Raw genomic sequence first — 15131 nt, 5'->3', positions numbered from 1 at the left:
TAATCAATTGAGTTTGCTAGATACGTAACAAAGAGCAAAGCCTCAAGATTCGATTTCTAAAACGCTGTCTTACATTACCCTCTCTAGAGGAAGGTGTAAGGCGGCGTTTTTTATTGTCTTTTTTCTAAACAGTTTACTGCTATTTTCTAGACATGTTACTGCTAATAGGTGCGTAACATTCTTTTGGCTCTTTGGTTGTAACCAGTTTTTAACTAAAAAGAGTGTGCGTTAGCTTCAATTTTTTAACCTGATGTTAATCTTTACGTTTACCTATATAACAAGTGCCTCATAATAAGGAAAATTTATAAAGATTAGGAATAATGCGCCGAACTTCGTTCAACTTCTCCATGTTACTTGCTACAGCATTAAGCTGGGTGCTAGTGACATTAATGCCTGTTATCAATGCTCATGGTAATAGTGCGGGAGTATGGGCGTCGTTATGTACGGTCAACGGCTTTGAACTGGTTCAAATTGAGGAAGGCGAGCCCAATACTCACAAAGGAAAGCCGTGTCCATTTAGCCATTTTTCCACGTTTCACCAAGACGAACTTCCAACTACACTACTGACAACTCGACTGAGTTCTATTGTCTCAGACAGCTACGCTTTTTTGGCTCTAAGCGAACGCTACACGAGACAAACCCCGCGCGGCCCTCCCTTTGATATTGCTTAAACCTAACCTTCTAAAATAATTAAAAAAACAAAGTATTAAGTAAAGTTAAACATGCTCAGATTACTTTCTGATTCTTCAGAAGGTATGTTTGCGTGTGTCAAAGGAAATAATAATGTTGAGAAATGAATCTCAAAGCTCTGCGAAAGCACAAGCGACTTCGCAGTCTACAAGCAGTGCAACAACCGGTTCGAGAACCAATATAAAAAACAAAGACCGCAATAAAACTCTCTACTTCCTCACTTGGCGCTGGCACTTCTATGCAGGGCTATTCGTTATCCCATTCATGTTGATGTTGAGTATTACTGGTTTGGTGATGTTGTTTGATGATGAAATTGAACTCGCTTTCCATCAAGACGCGATTGAAATTGTTGCATCGGGCGAACCGATCAAGGTGTCGCAACAATTAGCTGCCGTACAGCATCAATACCCACAAGGTACGGTGACACAGTTTGTTCCGAGTAAAGTCCCTGATCTTGCGAACCGATTTTCTGTATCGCTTGAAGATGGCACTTCCGTTTTCGCCACGGTGAATCAATACACTGGTGAAGTGGTAGGAGAAATCCCGCGCAGCGATAGCCTGTACCAACTGGCGAATGACATTCACGGCACTTTGTTGATTGGTGATTGGGGTGATTACCTAATTGAAGTCGCAATAAGCTTGTCTATTCTGTTACTCATCAGTGGCATTTACTTATGGCTTCCTCGAGATAACGCTAGCCGCGCTGGTTTTCTTAAGCTTCGATTTGGTTCAGGAACGCGTATTTTCATGCGTGATCTGCATGCGAACATCGGTGGAACACTGTCATTCATTCTTCTGTTATTTATTCTTTCGGGATTGTCATGGACAGGTTTTTGGGGCGGTAAGCTAGTGCAAGCATGGAGTACTTTTCCTGCTCAAATGTGGGACGACATTCCTCTGTCTCACGAAACGCATGCTTCTTTAAATCACGGGTCTGAGGAGGAAATGCCTTGGAACCTAGAGCAAACGCCACTGCCTTTGTCTCAAGATAAGCCAGCAGAACACGTCCACCAAGTAGAAGAAGCGTCTGAAGCTCATGATCATTCTAAGATGGGTGAGGATCATTCTCAGCATGTATTATCTGCGAGTAATTTCTCGATTGATGATGTGATAGCAAAAGCTCAATCTCTTGGTTTTACGCAATATAAAGTCAATTTCCCGCGCTCAGAAACGGGCGTTTACACCGTGGCTGCGAATACCATGGGCGGTGACATTATCGATCCAACCCAAGATCGCACGACTCACCTCGACCAATATTCAGGGCGCATCCTAGGAGAGGTGACGTGGCAAGATTACAATTTATTCGCCAAAACCTTAGCCGTGGGTATTTCTCTGCACCAAGGTGATATCAGTATCATCAACAAGCTTCTAAACGCGTTGTTCTGTTTGGCATTCATTTTGGTGTCAGTGACTGGTGGAGTAATGTGGTGGATGCGCAGACCTTCAGGCCAGAGAAAGTTGGGAACGCCACCGAAGTTTGGCGATGCAGGCTTATGGAAAGCGGGTTTAGTGACTGTGGTTATTATTTCGATATTGTTTCCACTCGCGGGTGCAACGATTGTGACTGCAATGCTATTGGATTGGTTACTGTTTTCACGCGTTGAGAAATTCAAGACCGCGTTGAGTTAATTGACATGCAAACGGACTTTCTCGACTTGAGAAAGTCCGTTTTATTAATCAGATGATTGCTTCTTTTGTGAGGGAGGCTTTAGACTTGATTCAGCGCTAGATTTGATAAAGCTTTAGATCTGATACAGCTCTAGCGGCAGGCCGTCTGGGTCTGCGAAAAACGTAAATGATTTCCCCGTAAACTCATCAACTCGAATCGGTTCGACTTCAATGCCTTGTTCTTCCAAATAGCTTTTGGCATGTTGAACGTCATCAACACAAAAAGCCAAATGTCTCAGCCCTTGAGCTTCCGGAAAGCTTGGTCTTTCAGGTGCGTCAGGGAAACTGAATAATTCTATTTGAGCGCCATTAGGCAGTGCCAAGTCGAGCTTATACGACTGACGTGCTTCACGATAATTCTCCGCAATCACTTCAAGCTTTAAAACTTCCGTATAAAAGCGTTTAGAGACTTCGTAGTCTGAGCAAATAATGGCGGCGTGGTGTATTCCTTTCAGCATCAGTTTATTTCTCCTGCCAGCTTGTCACCCAAGTGTTCCATTGCGTAATCAATGAATACACGTAGGCGAGCAGGCATATACTTGGTTTGAGCAAACTGCATCGCGATAGCGCCATGGTAATTACTCTTGATGGTCCAATCTTCCAGTACTTGCACTACAGAACCTTCAGCCAATGCATCTTGAATCACGAAGTCATGGAAAATACCCACGCCAAGCCCTTCTTTAACACCTTTCAATCGCATCTGAGAGTGGTTCACAGCGTAACGTCCGCTGACGGGGACCGTGTAAAACTCATCATCTTTAAGGAAGTCCCAAATGTGGTCTTTATCTGTTTCTGCAAGGTATAAGCAGTCGTGCTCAGAAAGCTCGGTAGGGTGGTGAGGGATTCCTTTGGCATCTAAATAGTCCGGGCTCGCACATAACACGAGGTTTGTTTTTCCGAGTTCTTTCAATACCAAACTCTCGTCAGGTTTGTCGGTAAGGCGAAAGGCAATGTCGATGCCTTGGCGCAATATGTCGATGTCGCCATCAGCGGCTCTTAACTTGAGTTGAATTTCAGGGTACTGATTCAAGAATGGAACAACGAAAGGCTGTAGCACGGAGTTCAAGAAGGCTTCTGGCGCTGCTACCGTTATAGAGCCAGCAGGTTCAGTATGGTCAGAGGTAGAAAGCTCAACCGCTTGTTGCGCCGCATTAATCATGACCACGCTTTGATCGTATACCAACTGGCCTGCTTGCGTGATGATCAATGTACGAGTGGTTCGCTCGAACAGTTTTACTGAGAGTGCTTTTTCTAGACGTGTGATCAATTTACTCAACGCTGAAGGTGTAACGCCTAGCTGCTTTGCTGCGGCGGTAAAGCTACCCTCATTCACAACTAAGATAAACGAGGCGAGATCGGGAAGTAGGGCGATGAGTTTTGGGTTAATCATAAGTATCCAGTTAGACTAATTTCAACAGTGACCATAACCTTGATTGTGATTGATCTCTTCTGATTTGTGAATCAATTTCATTAATTGATTCGCGCAATAGTAGCCGTGATAGAAGCCGTTCTTTTGTTGTTCCTATTTCATATTACCCAGCTATTCAGAGCTCAAGTCAATATGGCGATTCCGTTGCTTCAAATTGGTTGTTAGATGCTTTTGTTATATGAATGTAAATACTTGTAGTTACTTGTTAAATTTCATTTAAACGGTGTTAGTATCCTCCCAACTTGTGCTGAATCGAATCAGCTATATTTCATCGTTCGAAGAGAGCTTTTAACTTCGAGTTCGGAAGAGCGAAAACATAGTCAGAGGTAAGTATTTTGCAACGTACTGATATCACCCCAACGCAATCTCCCGCGTTAGCCGCGTTAATTAATAACGATTATGAGCTTAATTTCCAAGAGTTTATGGACCAAATACAGCTGGCGAATAAACCTATGTCTCTGGCTTCCATTAGGTTCATATTGGATAACATCGAGCTGAGTAAAGAAGAGATCAAGTCGTTGGCGAGTTTTGATAAAGAAACATACTGCCGACAAAGACTTTTCAAGAATGACCACTGCGAAGTTTTAATTTTGAGTTGGCTAAATGGGCAAAGAAGTAAAATACACGATCATTTGAATACGTCTTGTGGCGTAAAGGTTCTACATGGGCAAGCAACGGAAACCTTGTTTGAAACGGCGGCTAATGGCCATATTTTTGCTTCTCAGTCGACTCATTTCCAAGAGGGCAGTGTGACCGTCAGTAAAGATAATGATATCCATCAGATATCGAATCTACAGGCTGGAGATGAACCGCTCATTACGTTACATGTGTATTCGCCCCCTTTAAGCCAATTCCACCTCTATCGGCTAGAGAGCGGTAAGCCGGAGCTGCTCGACATACAACAAGAGTGCTGGGCCTACGAGATTTAAAGTGCGTTAAACGGAGACAACTTTCTACTTAAATGGTCATGATAAGGCTAAAAGGAGGCGTAGAAAGTCTATCGTTTAATTTTGCTTTAACGCTATGCATTATAAAATTTTATACTATTTATGAACTTCGCATATCCACGGTAGTCATAGGGCTCACAAATATAAAATAATGAGCTGGATAAATTATGACTAAACGTGGGTTAGTGTCTGTGGCATGTGCCACGCTGCTAGGTGGAGGTGCGTATTTCTATTTTCAAACTTCAACGCCTCCTGAAGCCTTTCCAACCCTAACGGTTGCCACGGGGACGATCGAAAAGCAGGCGGTTGCGGTGGGGTATATCGTTCCCGCTCACTCTGTGTCTATCAAATCTCAAATCGACGGGATCGTTGGTGAAATCTATGCCGGTGTTGGTGAGTACGTAACGCAAGGTCAGCCGCTTATTAAGGTTCGCCCTAACCCTACCCCGAAAGCGTTGACCGATGCCTCGACCGAATTGATGCGAAGTGAGGCGAACATTGAGTCAGCAAAACAACAACTCGCTAATCTGCAGAGTTTGGTCGAACAAGAAATCATTCCTAAGAACTACGACGAATATGTGACTGCACGTTCCAATGTGAAATCAGCACAGGCTGACGTTATGCAAAAACGTCAGAACCTCGAATTGATTCAAAGCGGGGAGTCGACAATTGGTAACTCTCGCCTCACCTCAACCATTTACGCTCCGATAGACGGTACGGTGTTGAATCGAAAAGTCGAGGTAGGAGAACCGATTATTTCTACTGAATCGAGCCAAGCGGCAACAGAAATGATGTCATTGGCCGATATGAACAGCCTGATTTTTAAGGGCAGTGTTAGTGAGCATGATGCCGCGCAACTCACTCCGGGGATGCCAGTAACACTGACCGTTGCACCTTATCCAAGTATCGAAATAGAAGGGGTACTGACTAAGATTGCGATTCAGTCTGAAAGTCTTAACGCAACAGCTGATAGTAGTTCGGGCAAAAGTTTTGATAACGGTTTTGAAGTCGAAGTTGGCGAGCTCCAAATACCGAAAGACGTCCGGTTACGTTCAGGGTTCTCATCATCTGCTCAGATAATTCTAGTTAAATCAGAAAATGTACTCACTCTACCAGAGCGCGCACTGCAATTTGAAGGCGACAGCCCTAACGTATTAATTCCAGACAGCTCAGAACAAGGCTTCCACAAACAAGCGGTAAAACTGGGCCTATCCGATGGCATCAATGTCGAAGTCATCGAAGGTGTGGAGTTAGACGAAACCGTCATCGATAACAGTATGATGGGGGCATCACATGGTTAAGCCTGCGCTGTTTAGTTGTTCACAGCGATTAGACAAACCTCTGTCAGCTCGTAAATCGCCCCTGTTGAGTGTAGGCAGCTTGCTATTAGCAACTGTGCTTAGTTGCCCTTCATATGCCATTTCCATTGAACAAGCATGGCAGCGAGCCAAACAGACGGATCCTGATTACGAGAAAGCCCGAATTGGTGTTCAACTCGGTGAGAGTTCGGTGGATTTAAGTCGCAGCTCTTTATTACCCGCTTTAAGCGCGAGCGCTTCAGCAGACTGGAGCGAAGACCGCAGTAGTTCAAATCGTTATGGTGCAGAGCTGTCTCAGGTTGTTTGGGACAGTAGCCTTTGGTCTGAATTAGATAAAGCACAATCAGAGTATCTGAAATCCCAGCTGGAATTGGCTCAAGCACATAATGATTTGGCGGCTAAGTTACTTCTGGTTTATCTCGATATAGGCAGCGCTCAAGGTAACTTACAGCTCACCAACAGTAAGTTAGAGGAAGGCAGCAAGCTGCTAAAAATCTTCGAAAAACGCTATCTAGCAGGCAAAGTGAAATCGATTGATGTGGAAGAGATGCGTGCTAATCAGTTGTCTGACAAAGCCAATATTCTGCGAGCAAAGGCAGAGTTAGAAAGTAAAAAGTCAGAGCTGGAAGCGCTGATAAACCAAGCTCCTGATTCGGTCGATCAAATTCGTACCGAGAACTTGGTTGAGCCTCCTATGCTGGTGGCTTCTCAGCAGCAGTGGCTTGAGCTAGCGAGAAATAATAGCCCTGAATTACTGGTTGCCATAAAAGGCGTTGAAGCGCGCGAGCTAGACAAAAAGTCTGCCCAAGGAGGTTATTACCCGACAGTTAAAGGACAAGTGGGCTATAACGACAGTGATCGGTTGGACAACGGTGAGTTTAACGCGGGTTTAACTCTTAGTGTTCCTATTGATTTAAATGGTTCAACACGCGCCAAAGTGGATCAAACTTCGCTTAACTTGTTGACGGCTAAGCAGGATTTACGAAAGGTTGAAATAGACATCAAGAAGCGAATTGATCAGAACTTTACTCAAGTGAAACTCAACTGGGAACGAGTGTTAATGGCGCATGATGTTGTAGCGTCTCGCGCAGAGGTGTTGAGTAGCAAAGAAAAGTTATACGACGCGGGTTTCCTAGAAGCCTCGGATGTTATTAATGCACATAACAGCTTATTTGATTCAAGGTTCCTTCTACAGACCAACTTATATGATTATTGGCGTCAGAGAATAGGCCTGCTTCAGACAACCGGTAAATTAGATGATGAAGCGATGGCGCTGATCTCTCAGGCGCTGCACCATGGTTAATCTTTTCCTTCAGACTTGGCAAACGTTATTGGCGCATCGGATGAAAAGTGCCTTGGCTATTATCGCAATTTCATGGGGCGTGCTGTCTGTTGTTGTTTTAATGGCGTTAGGAGAAGGCTTCTATCGTTATCAAACGAAGTCTTTCTCATTTTTGGTCAATGACACTCAGGTTGTGTTTCCCTCTAGTACGAGTAAACCTTGGCAGGGCATGCCTTCAAGGCGAGAAATAAACCTTGAACAAGATAAAATTGAGCTGATCCAGCAGGCTGGTTTTGTTAAAGAGGCGTCTGCTGTTTACCTTAAAAGGGATACCAGCGTGACGAACACTCAAGGGCATAATATTGGCAGTATGGTGAGTGGTGTTGCTCCCTCTTATTTTCCTATCTCACAAAATAAGTTGCAGCCTGGTTCACGAAATATTTCGGTGACGGATATGAAAAACCACACTCGGGTGGTTGTATTGGGTGATCGAATTGCTCAAATGGGTGGAGTCGATATTGGCGATCATATTAAGATCAACGGTATTCCATTCTACGTAATAGGTGTGATGGTCGATAATGAAGGAGGGATCTCTTTCGGTGAGAGTCGACGAGTTTTTGTGCCCCAAACCACTTATCTTGATCTCTGGAAAGATAAGCCATGGCAACTGCTATTAAAGCCTGTAGAAGCCATGGATTCCGCATCGTTTAGACGTAACATTGTTAATTTTTTTGCTAAACAGATGCACTTTGACCCTACTGATAAAGATGCGGTCTATCTGCCCGACTTTAGTGAGGGTGGAGACGTGATTACCGGTATCTTTCGTGGTATTCAAATATTCCTGACGGCCAGTGGCGCTATGACTATGGCGGTTGGCGCTTTGGGTGTGGCTAATATCATGTTTCTCTCTGTTACGGAAAGAACTCGGGAAATTGGCGTTCGGCTGGCGATTGGTGCAACACAAGGTTCCATCATGTCTCAGTTTATTATTGAGGGGCTTATCTTAGTTACCTTAGGATCCATCGTGGGATTAATGGCGTCCTTTGGTACGGTTTATTTACTTGGCTCGATGGTGTTACCAGAATGGATTGGATCACCTGTTATCACGTTAAGCTCTATTGGAATGGCGTTAACGGTGACACTGATTCTGGCGTTCCTAGCCTCTTACTTTCCTGCAAAACGGGCGTCTCGTCTAACTCCTGTTGATGCACTCATTGCGAGGGCTTAATCATGCTATTACCGATGAGACAAATCTTTCAGGAAATGTCTGCAGAAAAGCTACGACTTGGGCTCACGATTCTGGCTGTTGCGTGGGCAACCTTGTGTATTTCAGCGATGCTATCGGTGGGAGAAGGCATTAGGCAAGGCGTGCTTAAAACGGCACAAAATGGCAATGGTAATTTGATTTATCTATCAGGGGGGATGGCTACGGTTGATTATGGATCTTTTCATCAGGGCAAGCCGCTGACTCTAACAGTAGAAGATACGAAAGTTGTAGAGGCTCTGCCTAACATCAAAGCTGCGGTGCCGACTGCTGTGTGGGATGAATCACTTACTGTTGGGGAGCGAGGGTCTTGGAAAAAAGCGTTAGCTGTAACGACTGAATTTCAGTCGGTGACGAATCTCAAGACACGTCCAGGAGGGCGTTGGTTTAATCCTCTAGACCAAAAGCAACAACGCAAAGTTATCGTGTTGGGTTACCTTTTAGCGGCCGATTTGTTTAACCCTAATGAAAGCTTTAGCTGGTTTGCTACTGTCAAATTAGAGGTCAATCCCGTGGGGAAAACAGTAAAAATTGGCAGCCAAGAGTTTACGGTGATTGGTGTACTAGAGAAAAACAGTGCCAAGGTTGAACAGGGAGATAGCATCAATTATTCGAGCTTTGTTCCTTTCTCTACATGGCAGCGTTTTAATATTAACGGTGACATTAGTGGTATCAACGTTCAACCTCATGATGGTGTCGACAGAGTCAAACTTGCAGATACGATTCGTCAGGTTATTGCGCGCAAACATGGTGCCAGTGTCAGTGATGAGCAGGTCGTTCAGGTTGAGGATATGTTTCTCAAACAAAAAACGATGCAACAATTCTTAGTTGGTCTTCAGGGGTTCCTTGGTGTGATTGGTTTTATCACTTTGGCAGTGGCGGGCATAGGTATTGCTAACGTGATGTATGCAACGGTGAAACGATCCACACGAGATATTGGCGTGAGAATGGCGGTCGGTGCTACTCCAGGGATGATTCGCATGCATTATCTGGTTCAGTCATTAATGACTATGATGATGGGCGGTTTATTGGGCTTAGTGATCACTTATACACTGATTGCTGTAATTCGCTCTTTAGAGCTTGAAGGCAACATGTTTTATGAGCGTCTTGGTAAACCTGTGCCTGAGCTTTCATGGTTGGTTGTCACCATTGTTGTTTTGACGTTGGTGGTTATTGGTGTCGCTGCGGCTTGGCTTCCGGCTAATCGTGCGGCGAAAGTGACTCCGATGGAGGCACTACAAAGTGAATGATGAGATCAAAGACAGCGGAGAAACCATGTCTAACAAATTCTTAGTGGAACTCTCAAATATCGGTAAACACTACTCAAACGGTGATACTGAGATACGTGCACTAGACGGTGTCGATCTCTTGATTGAGAAGGGAGAGTTTTTGTCTATTTTAGGCCCGTCAGGATCCGGTAAATCAACGCTGATGAATATGCTTGGTTGCCTTGATAAGCCGACGGAAGGGGAGTATCAGCTAGATGGAAAAAATGTTGCTGCGTTGAGTGCTAATGAGCTTGCAGGTATTCGGAATCAAAAAATTGGTTTTGTATTCCAGAGTTTTAATTTGCTTGAGTATGCATCTGCATTGGACAATGTTGCTCTGCCTCTCGTGTACTCAGGGATCAAAGCCAAAGAGCGTCGTAAGCGTGCGGCGGCACTACTTGAACAAGTAGGGTTGGGCGATCGACTTGACCATAAACCGAATCAACTGTCTGGTGGTCAGAAACAGCGTGTCGCTATTGCTAGAGCTTTGGTTAATGACCCTCAGATTATATTAGCTGATGAGCCAACAGGGGCTCTGGATTCCAAGTCTGGCGCTGAGATAGAGGCTTTGTTTAATCAGCTTCATGCTGAGGGCCGAACATTGATTATCGTGACGCATGATAACTCGCTTGCTGAACGAACTAAGCGAATAGTGACGATCAAAGACGGTAAAGTATTGTCTGATCGCCAAGGGCAACATTGCTCAACCTAGAACCTAGAACCTAGAACCTAGAACCTAGCAGCTTTCGCTTAGAGCCACTTCCTCACGAAGTGGCTTTTTTCTTAAGTGTTTAACACTGATCTTGTACGGACGATATTGAGTGAACTACACTGATAAAAAAGCTAGGTAAGTAACAGATGAATAAAGAAAATTTCCCTATAGAGTTAAAACGACTTCGTGAATCAATCTCTATTTCACAGGAAGAATTTGCAGAGTTGCTTTCCAATTCTCATAGAGCGTTTTTTGGTGTCAATCAGGTGATGGTCAGCCAATGGGAAAGGGCAAAGACGTTGCCTAGTTTTGTTCGTCGTCTTGGTATCGCGAGTTTCTTTCAGGTCGATTACGATTTTTCCGTTGAAGAAATGGTACAGGTGAAAGCCGCCACTAAGAATGTCGAGCGTCCATTCAGTATTGATATTGGTTATGACTATGAGGTGACGAGTGTTGAGTCATATAACATGGGAGCACTTCCAGCGAAAAGGCTTAAGTCGATTCAAGGAATGCATCTAAAAACCTATGGCAAAGATTTTATCGAGGTTTCTCAGCATCTGGGTGTGAAAAAAGAAGATATGCAGGTACTTTGTTTTCTTTTCGAGGGGGTCATTATTGGTCATGTGGTGTATGACGGCTTAAGTAAGATGCTCTGCAGTGTTGGCGCGGTTAGCATTGTGATTCGTCGTAAGATCTTCGATTACATGGCGGATAATTTGTCTGATACTGAGTTTCGCTTTCCGACCCTTGACCCAGCTATGTGTCAGTTCCTGTATGACCTGTATTTAGAACCTTATATGAGCAAGCTCGGCATGCCGTTTTTCAAGGCAGATATTAAGAAAGTGGTGAAAAATCCTTTTTCTCAGAACATCCAAAATAAACACGATATTTACTTTAAGTATATCCGTTACCACGACCTTAAGCAGAAGAAGAAAAGTGTCGAGTTTGTTTTAAGCTCTAGCCTGTAAAGGCGCTCTACATGACCAATCTTAGGTCGGTTAAAGGCAGAGGTTTTGAGTACAAGAAACCTTGATAGCGATCAAACCCTAGCTGGTGGATCATTTGACGTGTATCTGCGTCTTCAACGCCTTCCGCAACGGTTTCAATACCAGACTCTTTGCAGTATGCCAAAGTACGCTTAACTAAATCGGAGCTTGCGGGCTTAATACTATTCACAATCGATTTATCGAACTTTACTTCATCGACATTAAGGCTAATCACCTTATTCATGTCTGAATAACCGATACCAAAATCGTCGATAGAGATTCTGACGCCCAGAGACTTAAAGCGCTTTATCTGCTCACAAAGCTGCTCATCTAACTGATCATTTTCACTTAGCTCAAAGGTAAGCTGTTCTGCTTTGAAAGATGCATTCCAAAGTAATTCACGAACCTTTTCGACATTATCAGGGTTTGCTAGCACTTTCTTGCTGATGTTTACCGCCAAGCTTAGATGAACGGAAAGCGATTTGACCTCCGTTAGAGATTGCTCAAGCACACTAAAAAAGATTTCTTCTTCATAACCCAATGCAAACGCGCGATCAATAAACACGCCCGGAGAGAAAATCCCTTCTTCTGGAATATCTAAACGAAACAGCGCTTCAACTCCAGTCACTTTCTCGACACTAGGCTGCACCTTTGGCTGATAAAAGCAGGTGTACCAGTCGTTTTCGAAGGCTTCTTGAATGGTGTGATCGGATAGGGTCATGTGCTTATTTCTCATCTTGTCTCATTTGCATAGCGGCGTAACGGTCGCACATTCTGAGAGATGCGGATAATCATCACTATATCGTTCTGAGATGAAAAATTGATATTCGATATGAAAGCGAAATTTGACAGGAACGGAAGGGGATTTGACGTTAAAAAGAACAGGTAAGACGCGTTTATGTGCCCTGTGTCACTGGGATGAACTATTATTAGTGCCTGTGGTTCATTAATGTTTTTCCAACTAAAGGGATAATCGAGAAGGGGATGTTCAACTAGAATAGGGGTATAAGTTTTACAGTGTAAATGATCGAATTGAAATCGTTTACATCCCCTACATAATGCGGCGCGCGATGCTGCTGAATAATAATTAGGAAGGAATAGACAATGTCTTCTGCATTTTACCAACAGATTCAAACTCAAATCGAAGAAGTTAAAGAAGAAGGTCTTTACAAGTCTGAGCGCATTATCACTTCTGCTCAAAAAGCAGCGGTTTCTATCTCGACTGGTGAAGAAGTACTAAACTTCTGTGCAAACAACTACTTAGGCCTTGCGAACCACCCTGACCTTATCGAAGCTGCTAAAGACGGTATGGAGCAACACGGTTTTGGTATGGCTTCTGTTCGTTTCATCTGTGGTACTCAAGACTCTCACAAAGAACTAGAGCAAAAGCTATCTACGTTCCTTGGTAAAGAAGACACTATCCTTTACACATCTTGTTTTGATGCAAACGCTGGCCTATTCGAAACAATCCTAGGCAAAGAAGACGCAATCATTTCTGATGCTCTAAACCACGCATCTATCATTGATGGTGTTCGTCTATGTAAAGCAATGCGCTTCCGTTACTCGAACAACAACATGGAAGAGCTAGAGCAACAACTTATCGCAGCTAAAGAAGCGGGTGCTCGTCACACGCTTATCGTAACTGACGGTGTGTTCTCAATGGACGGCGTAGTCGCTAACCTTCCTGCTATCTGTGACCTTGCTGACAAGTATGGCGCACTAGTGATGGTTGATGACTCTCACGCAGTTGGCTTCATGGGTGAAAACGGTGCGGGTACTCACGAGTTCCACAACGTTGTAGACCGTATCGACATCATCACAGGTACGCTTGGTAAAGCAATGGGTGGCGCTTCAGGCGGTTACACTTCTGGTAAGAAAGAAGTGATCGACTGGTTACGTCAGCGTTCTCGTCCATACCTATTTTCTAACTCTGTTGCACCAGCAATCGTATCTGCGTCTATTCGCGTTCTAGATCTTCTAGCGGAATCTGGCGACCTACGTACTCAACTATGGGAAAACTCTGCCCACTTCCGTACTCGCATGGAAGCAGCTGGTTTCACTATGGGCGGAGCTGATCACGCAATCATCCCAATCATGCTGGGTGATGCAAAAGTAGCAGCTGAATTCGCAGAGCGCGCACTAGAGAAAGGCATCTACGTGGTAGGTTTCTCATTCCCTGTAGTACCAAAAGGCCAAGCTCGCATCCGTACACAAATGTCTGCTGCACACTCTCGTGAGCAACTAGACCGCGCAATTGATGCGTTCATCCAAGTTGGTAAAGACATGGCTATCATCTAATTTTAAAGGGGTGCCTTGTGCATCCTTTGATTAGATAGAACAACACCCAATAGAACATATAGATTTTTGATTCTCGCCTTATAGTTAGGCGAGATGAACTGGATAATATTATGAAAATTAAAGCACTTTCTAAGCTTAAGCCTGAAGAAGGCATCTGGATGACCGAGGTTGAAAAACCTGAAATGGGTCATAATGATCTTCTTATTCGTATTAAGAAAACCGCAATTTGTGGTACTGACGTACATATCTACAACTGGGATGAATGGTCACAAAACACAATCCCAGTACCTATGGTAGTAGGTCACGAATACGTGGGTGAAGTTGTTGGCATCGGCCAAGAAGTTCGTGGTTTTGAAATCGGCGACCGTGTATCTGGCGAAGGTCACATCACATGTGGTCACTGTCGTAACTGTCGTGGCGGCCGTACTCACCTTTGTCGTAACACAACAGGTGTTGGTGTTAACCGCACTGGTGCGTTCTCTGAGTTCCTTGTGATCCCTGCGTTCAACGCATTTAAGATCCCTGCAGAAATCTCTGACGATCTAGCATCAATCTTTGACCCGTTTGGTAACGCAGTACACACAGCGCTTTCTTTCGACCTAGTAGGCGAAGACGTGCTAATCACTGGTGCTGGTCCAATCGGTATCATGGCTGCTGCTGTTGCTAAACACGTTGGTGCTCGTCACGTTGTAATCACTGACGTAAACGAATACCGCCTAGACCTTGCTCGTCAAATGGGTGTGACTCGCGCAGTAAACGTAATGGAAGAGAAGCTTGAAGATGTAATGGCTGATCTTGGCATGACTGAGGGCTTCGATGTAGGTCTAGAAATGTCTGGTAACCCATCTGCGTTCAACAGCATGCTGACTAACATGAACCACGGCGGTAAGATCTCTCTACTAGGTATTCCACCATCAGACATGGCAGTAGATTGGAACCAAGTAATCTTCAAAGGCTTGGTTATCAAGGGTATCTACGGTCGTGAGATGTTCGAAACTTGGTACAAGATGGCTTCACTAATCCAATCTGGCCTAGATCTAACACCAATCATTACTCACCACTACAAAGTGGACGACTTCCAGAAAGGCTTCGACATGATGCGTTCAGGTATGTCAGGTAAAGTAATCCTAGATTGGGAATAAGCTTTAACTGAGTAACAAGATATTAGAAAGGCGACAGTTTTTACTGTCGCCTTTTTTGTTTTTAAATGAGTAGATAAAACGTTATTTAAGGCCAAAAAAAAAGAGCTGAATGCTTAAGGCAGAGTG

Annotated in this window: 14 protein-coding genes; 11 read left to right on the top strand and 3 right to left on the bottom strand. The window is 44.2% G+C overall.

All coding sequences use genetic code 11. The features are described 5' to 3' along the window. The first annotated feature begins 320 nt into the window (after window positions 1-320). Together DUN60_RS22520 and DUN60_RS22515 are read left to right on the top strand one after the other, a co-directional pair. Window positions 321-671 carry a hypothetical protein gene (locus DUN60_RS22520; protein ID WP_114635514.1) on the top strand — a complete coding sequence of 117 codons (351 nt, stop codon included), beginning with the start codon at window positions 321-323 and terminating at the stop codon, window positions 669-671. A 112-nt stretch (window positions 672-783) separates the two neighbouring features. Then, a complete protein-coding gene (locus DUN60_RS22515) occupies window positions 784-2319 on the top strand; it encodes a PepSY-associated TM helix domain-containing protein (protein WP_114635513.1) in 1536 nt (511 codons plus the stop codon). A gap of 113 nt (window positions 2320-2432) precedes the next feature. On the opposite strand, the gene gloA2 is transcribed toward DUN60_RS22515, so the two are convergent. After that, window positions 2433-2816, bottom strand: a complete 384-nt coding sequence (gene gloA2 / locus DUN60_RS22510; RefSeq protein ID WP_012600386.1) for an SMU1112c/YaeR family gloxylase I-like metalloprotein — start codon at window positions 2814-2816, stop codon at window positions 2433-2435. Next, window positions 2816-3748: a LysR family transcriptional regulator gene (locus DUN60_RS22505; RefSeq protein WP_004730200.1), complete on the bottom strand. Its 933-nt coding sequence runs from the start codon at window positions 3746-3748 to the stop codon at window positions 2816-2818. Before DUN60_RS22505 ends, gloA2 begins: the two co-directional genes overlap by 1 nt. A 374-nt stretch (window positions 3749-4122) precedes the next feature. Here DUN60_RS22505 and DUN60_RS22500 point away from each other — a divergent pair, with 374 nt between their 5' ends. The 7 genes from DUN60_RS22500 (at window position 4123) to DUN60_RS22470 (ending at window position 11547) form a co-directional block, all read left to right on the top strand. Beyond that, window positions 4123-4716 carry a cysteine dioxygenase gene (locus DUN60_RS22500; RefSeq protein WP_114635512.1) on the top strand — a complete coding sequence of 198 codons (594 nt, stop codon included), beginning with the start codon at window positions 4123-4125 and terminating at the stop codon, window positions 4714-4716. Between the two features lie 185 nt (window positions 4717-4901). Continuing rightward, complete coding sequence (locus DUN60_RS22495) at window positions 4902-6035, top strand: efflux RND transporter periplasmic adaptor subunit (protein WP_114635511.1); 1134 nt, start codon at window positions 4902-4904, stop codon at window positions 6033-6035. Then, window positions 6028-7356, top strand: coding sequence for a TolC family protein (locus DUN60_RS22490; RefSeq protein WP_114635510.1), 1329 nt, complete (start codon window positions 6028-6030; stop codon window positions 7354-7356). Before DUN60_RS22495 ends, DUN60_RS22490 begins: the two co-directional genes overlap by 8 nt. After that, window positions 7349-8563, top strand: a complete 1215-nt coding sequence (locus DUN60_RS22485) for an ABC transporter permease (protein WP_114635509.1) — start codon at window positions 7349-7351, stop codon at window positions 8561-8563. Before DUN60_RS22490 ends, DUN60_RS22485 begins: the two co-directional genes overlap by 8 nt. A gap of 2 nt (window positions 8564-8565) precedes the next feature. Beyond that, on the top strand, window positions 8566-9849 hold the full coding sequence (locus DUN60_RS22480) for an ABC transporter permease (protein ID WP_102299031.1): 1284 nt from the start codon (window positions 8566-8568) through the stop codon (window positions 9847-9849). A gap of 25 nt (window positions 9850-9874) precedes the next feature. Next, window positions 9875-10579 carry an ABC transporter ATP-binding protein gene (locus DUN60_RS22475; RefSeq protein WP_114635775.1) on the top strand — a complete coding sequence of 235 codons (705 nt, stop codon included), beginning with the start codon at window positions 9875-9877 and terminating at the stop codon, window positions 10577-10579. Window positions 10580-10725: 146 nt separating this feature from the next. Further along, entirely contained in the window at window positions 10726-11547 is an 822-nt protein-coding gene (locus tag DUN60_RS22470) for a helix-turn-helix domain-containing protein (RefSeq protein WP_017111833.1), read from the top strand. 7 nt (window positions 11548-11554) lie between these two features. Here the strand turns inward: DUN60_RS22470 and DUN60_RS22465 are convergent, their stop codons facing one another. Beyond that, entirely contained in the window at window positions 11555-12286 is a 732-nt protein-coding gene (locus DUN60_RS22465) for an EAL domain-containing protein (protein ID WP_114635774.1), read from the bottom strand. 383 nt (window positions 12287-12669) lie between these two features. Between DUN60_RS22465 and DUN60_RS22460 the strand changes: the two genes are divergently transcribed. Then, the gene (locus DUN60_RS22460; RefSeq protein ID WP_114635508.1) at window positions 12670-13863 is read left to right on the top strand and encodes a glycine C-acetyltransferase; all 1194 of its coding nucleotides are present in this window, start codon (window positions 12670-12672) and stop codon (window positions 13861-13863) included. 110 nt (window positions 13864-13973) lie between these two features. After that, window positions 13974-15005 carry an L-threonine 3-dehydrogenase gene (gene tdh / locus DUN60_RS22455; RefSeq protein WP_004730216.1) on the top strand — a complete coding sequence of 344 codons (1032 nt, stop codon included), beginning with the start codon at window positions 13974-13976 and terminating at the stop codon, window positions 15003-15005. Window positions 15006-15131: the final 126 nt, after the last annotated feature.

Source organism: Vibrio splendidus (assembly GCF_003345295.1).
GTDB classification, from domain to species: Bacteria; Pseudomonadota; Gammaproteobacteria; order Enterobacterales; family Vibrionaceae; genus Vibrio; species Vibrio splendidus_K.
Note: the sequence above shows the minus strand (reverse complement) of the source record. Positions and strands in the feature narration are given on the sequence as shown.

Coding starts and splice junctions, on each gene's coding strand:
- DUN60_RS22520 (WP_114635514.1), top strand. CDS start 321: ATGCGCCGAACTTCGTTCAACTTCTCCATGTTACTTGCTACAGCATTA.
- DUN60_RS22515 (WP_114635513.1), top strand. CDS start 784: ATGTTGAGAAATGAATCTCAAAGCTCTGCGAAAGCACAAGCGACTTCG.
- gloA2 (WP_012600386.1), bottom strand. CDS start 2,816: ATGCTGAAAGGAATACACCACGCCGCCATTATTTGCTCAGACTACGAA.
- DUN60_RS22505 (WP_004730200.1), bottom strand. CDS start 3,748: ATGATTAACCCAAAACTCATCGCCCTACTTCCCGATCTCGCCTCGTTT.
- DUN60_RS22495 (WP_114635511.1), top strand. CDS start 4,902: ATGACTAAACGTGGGTTAGTGTCTGTGGCATGTGCCACGCTGCTAGGT.
- DUN60_RS22490 (WP_114635510.1), top strand. CDS start 6,028: ATGGTTAAGCCTGCGCTGTTTAGTTGTTCACAGCGATTAGACAAACCT.
- DUN60_RS22485 (WP_114635509.1), top strand. CDS start 7,349: ATGGTTAATCTTTTCCTTCAGACTTGGCAAACGTTATTGGCGCATCGG.
- DUN60_RS22480 (WP_102299031.1), top strand. CDS start 8,566: ATGCTATTACCGATGAGACAAATCTTTCAGGAAATGTCTGCAGAAAAG.
- DUN60_RS22475 (WP_114635775.1), top strand. CDS start 9,875: ATGTCTAACAAATTCTTAGTGGAACTCTCAAATATCGGTAAACACTAC.
- DUN60_RS22470 (WP_017111833.1), top strand. CDS start 10,726: ATGAATAAAGAAAATTTCCCTATAGAGTTAAAACGACTTCGTGAATCA.
- DUN60_RS22465 (WP_114635774.1), bottom strand. CDS start 12,286: ATGACCCTATCCGATCACACCATTCAAGAAGCCTTCGAAAACGACTGG.
- DUN60_RS22460 (WP_114635508.1), top strand. CDS start 12,670: ATGTCTTCTGCATTTTACCAACAGATTCAAACTCAAATCGAAGAAGTT.
- tdh (WP_004730216.1), top strand. CDS start 13,974: ATGAAAATTAAAGCACTTTCTAAGCTTAAGCCTGAAGAAGGCATCTGG.